4 protein-coding genes are annotated in these 3302 nt (G+C 57.2%); 2 read left to right on the forward strand and 2 right to left on the reverse strand.

Going from position 1 to position 3302, the window contains the following annotated elements; translation table 11 throughout:
- Nucleotides 1–82: 82 nt before the first annotated feature.
- Nucleotides 83–1090 carry a ferrochelatase gene (gene hemH / locus BDE01S_RS09290; RefSeq protein WP_066080637.1) on the reverse strand — a complete coding sequence of 336 codons (1008 nt, stop codon included), beginning with the start codon at nucleotides 1088–1090 and terminating at the stop codon, nucleotides 83–85.
- Between the two features lie 83 nt (nucleotides 1091–1173).
- Nucleotides 1174–1374 (reverse strand): protein MIGRI, encoded by a 201-nt coding sequence (locus tag BDE01S_RS09295; RefSeq protein ID WP_066080640.1) that lies wholly within the window; start codon nucleotides 1372–1374, stop codon nucleotides 1174–1176.
- Between the two features lie 133 nt (nucleotides 1375–1507).
- Between BDE01S_RS09295 and metX the strand changes: the two genes are divergently transcribed.
- Together metX and metW are read left to right on the forward strand one after the other, a co-directional pair.
- Entirely contained in the window at nucleotides 1508–2647 is a 1140-nt protein-coding gene (metX, locus tag BDE01S_RS09300; RefSeq protein WP_066080644.1) for a homoserine O-succinyltransferase MetX, read from the forward strand.
- The gene (gene metW / locus BDE01S_RS09305; RefSeq protein ID WP_066080649.1) at nucleotides 2644–3225 is read left to right on the forward strand and encodes a methionine biosynthesis protein MetW; all 582 of its coding nucleotides are present in this window, start codon (nucleotides 2644–2646) and stop codon (nucleotides 3223–3225) included. The genes metX and metW overlap by 4 nt, the downstream gene beginning before the upstream one ends.
- Nucleotides 3226–3302 lie beyond the last annotated feature (77 nt).

Consider the following 3302-nt stretch of genomic DNA (forward strand, 5'->3'; position numbering starts at 1 on the left):
ATTTAAGTTCTACGACTATAGATTTAAACTTCCTTTTAAAGTCGGATGCAGCCGCGCTGTATCAATCTAACGGGACGACGTTTTACCAGCCCTGCAGATGGCGTTTAACCAAATCAGCCAGGGCTGCTACCCAGGCGGGGTTGTCGTTCAGGCAGGGGATGTAGTGGAACTGTTTGCCGGCGGCGGCGTGGAATTGTTCGCGGCCGGCGAGGGCGATTTCTTCCAGGGTTTCCAGGCAGTCGGCCATAAAGCCGGGGCAGAAGACGTCAAGTTTGCCAACGCCTTGGCCGGGCAGTTTGTCAAACAGGGTTTGGGTGCTGGGGCCGACCCATTTGGCTTTGCCGAATTGGCTTTGGAAGGAGACAGTGTAGTCGTTTTCGGAAAGACCCAGCGCTTCGGCCAGCAGGCGGGCGGTGTGGCGGCATTCGTCGGGATAGGGGTCGCCTTCGTCGTGGCTTTTTTGCGGGATGCCGTGGAAACTCAGCAGCAGTTTGTCGCCGCGCCCGTGTTGCGCCCAATAGGCTTCGATATGGCGTTTCATGGCTTGGATGTAGCCGCTGTCGTCGTAGAAGCGGGTGACGGTACGCAGGCTGATTTGGTTGCGCTGTTTGAGCAGTTGGGCGAAGACTTTATCCAGTGCGGCGCCGGTGCTGGACGCGGCGTATTGGGGATAAAGGGGGACGACCAAAACCTGCCCGATGCCTTGGGCTTTCAGCTCTGCAAGTACGCGGTCTATGCCGGGGTTGCCGTAGGTCATGGCGTGGCGCACGGTGATACCGGGCAGGTGCTCGGCAAGGGCGGCGGCTTGGCGTTCGGTGTAAACGGCCAGCGGCGAGCCTTGGTCGAACCAGACTTTTTCATAGCCGTGCGCGGATTTTTTCGGACGCAGGGTCAGCACCAGCCCGCGCAGAATGGGCTGCCACAGCCATTTTGGCAACTCAACGACGCGCCGGTCGGAGAGAAAATCGCGCAGATAGGGTTTGACGGCGGCGGCGGTCGGTGCATCGGGCGTGCCGAGATTGAGCAGCAAAACGGCGGTTTGGTTTTGGCGGGTATAGGGAAGAGCGGGTTCGGGCAGAAAATAAGGCATGGCGTGTATTTTTGAATAGGGTCGCGAGTATTGTAGCAATGAAGCGGCTGTCTGAAAACGGCAGGCGGCCTCGGGAATGTTAATCAGTAGGCATCGGGAATGTGTTTGAAATACAGCATGACCAGATACCAGAGTAGGGTGGCCGCAGCGGCGCCGAGCATCACCCATGCACTGATTTGCACCACTTCGCGCAGCGCGCGTTTTTGGCGGCGGCTGAACAGGCGGTGAACCAGCAGCGCGGCGGCGGCCAGCAGCAGAAAAGTTCGGAATAATCGGCCTATCATAAAGGGTGTCGTCCAAGCGGAGATTGCCGTCTGAAAACGGGCGGTGCGGCGTGCGGCAGATGCCGTGCAAAACGCGGTTCAAGCCGTTATAATACCGTTTTTGCCGCAGCTCTTGTAGGAGTTTGGAAACATCATGATGAGAAAAGGCTCTGTGGGGATCGTCGCGCCCGAGAAAATTCCGTTTGAAACGCCGCTGGTTTTGGAAAACGGCCAAACCTTACCGCGTTTCGACCTGATGATTGAAACCTACGGCACGCTCAATGCCGAAAAAAGCAACGCGGTATTAATCTGCCACGCCCTGTCTGGGCATCACCATGTGGCCGGCTACCACTCCGCGCAGGAAAAACACCCCGGCTGGTGGGACAATATGGTCGGACCGGGCAAACCCATCGATACCGACCGCTTTTTCGTGGTCGGGCTGAACAATCTCGGCGGTTGCCACGGCAGCACCGGGCCTTTGACGCAAAATCCGGAAACCGGCAAAGATTACGGCGCAGATTTCCCCGTGGTAACAGTCAAAGACTGGGTAAAATCGCAAACCATGCTGGCCGACCATCTGGGCATCCGCAAATGGGCGGCCGTAGTCGGCGGCAGTTTGGGCGGCATGCAGGCGCTGCAATGGACGATAGACTACCCCGACCGCGTGGCGCACGCGCTGGTGATTGCTTCCGCGCCCAAACTTTCGGCGCAGAATATCGCGTTTAACGATGTCGCGCGGCAGGCGATTTTAACCGACCCCGATTTTTCAGACGGCCATTACGCGCAGGAAAGCAAAATCCCCACGCGCGGCCTGCGGATTGCCCGCATGATGGGCCATATCACCTATCTGGCCGAAGACGGCTTGGGTGAAAAATTCGGCCGCGACCTGCATTCGGACGGCTATCAATACGGCTACGGCGTTGAGTTTGAAATCGAATCCTACCTGCGCTATCAAGGCGACAAATTCGCCGGGCGTTTCGATGCCAACACCTATCTGCTGATGACCAAAGCGCTGGACTATTTCGACCCCGCCGCCGAATACGGCCACAACCTGCAAAAAGCCCTGAAAGACGTGCAGGCCAAATTCTTCGTTGCCAGCTTCAGCACCGATTGGCGCTTCTCGCCCGAGCGTTCCAAAGAGCTGGTGCGCGCCCTGATTGCCGCCCGCAAACCCGTGCAGTATATCGAAGTGCAGTCCGACCACGGGCATGACGCATTTCTGATGGAGGACGAAGCCTATATCCGCGCCGTCGCCGCCTATATGAACAACGTTTACAAGGACGCGCAAGCATGAAATTACGCGACGATTTGCAACTGATTTACGACTGGATTCCCGCCGGCAGCCGGGTATTGGATTTAGGCTGCGGCGACGGCGAGCTGCTCTCCGCGCTGGTGTCGGCCAAACAATGCAGCGGCTACGGCATCGAAATCAAAACCGACAGCGTCATCGCCGCCATCGCACGCGGCGTCAACGTCATCCAAGCCGATTTGGAACGCGGCTTGGAAGCCTTCGGCGACAATACCTTCGATGTGATTGTATTAAGCCAGACCATACAGTCCATGCAGAACACCGAAACCATCCTGCGCGGCCTGATGCGCGTCGCCAAAGAAGCCATCGTCAGCTTCCCGAACTTCGGCTATTGGCACAACCGCCTGCAAATCGCCCTTGGCGGCCGCATGCCCGTATCCGAACGCATGCCTTACCATTGGTACAATACACCGAACATCCATTTGTGCACGCTGAAAGATTTTGAATTACTGTGCGGCAAAAACGACATCCGCGTATTGGAACGCGCCGTCATGACCGGCAGCAAACGCGTGGAAAAACTGCCGAATATCTTGGGCAGTTTGGCGTTTTACCGCGTGGGATGATGGCGGGCGGGGATTCGTGTTGCCGGAAATTGGGAGCTGGATATATAGTTGGAGCAATTAAATTCTGCTACAGTGCT

This window comes from Bergeriella denitrificans NBRC 102155, assembly GCF_001592185.1.
Lineage (GTDB): Bacteria > Pseudomonadota > Gammaproteobacteria > Burkholderiales > Neisseriaceae > Neisseria > Neisseria denitrificans.

Excerpts from the sequence above, each read along its gene's own strand:
- hemH (WP_066080637.1), bottom strand. The coding sequence starts at position 1,090 with ATGCCTTATTTTCTGCCCGAACCCGCTCTTCCCTATACCCGCCAAAAC.
- metX (WP_066080644.1), top strand. The coding sequence starts at position 1,508 with ATGATGAGAAAAGGCTCTGTGGGGATCGTCGCGCCCGAGAAAATTCCG.
- metW (WP_066080649.1), top strand. The coding sequence starts at position 2,644 with ATGAAATTACGCGACGATTTGCAACTGATTTACGACTGGATTCCCGCC.
- BDE01S_RS09295 (WP_066080640.1), bottom strand. The coding sequence starts at position 1,374 with ATGATAGGCCGATTATTCCGAACTTTTCTGCTGCTGGCCGCCGCCGCG.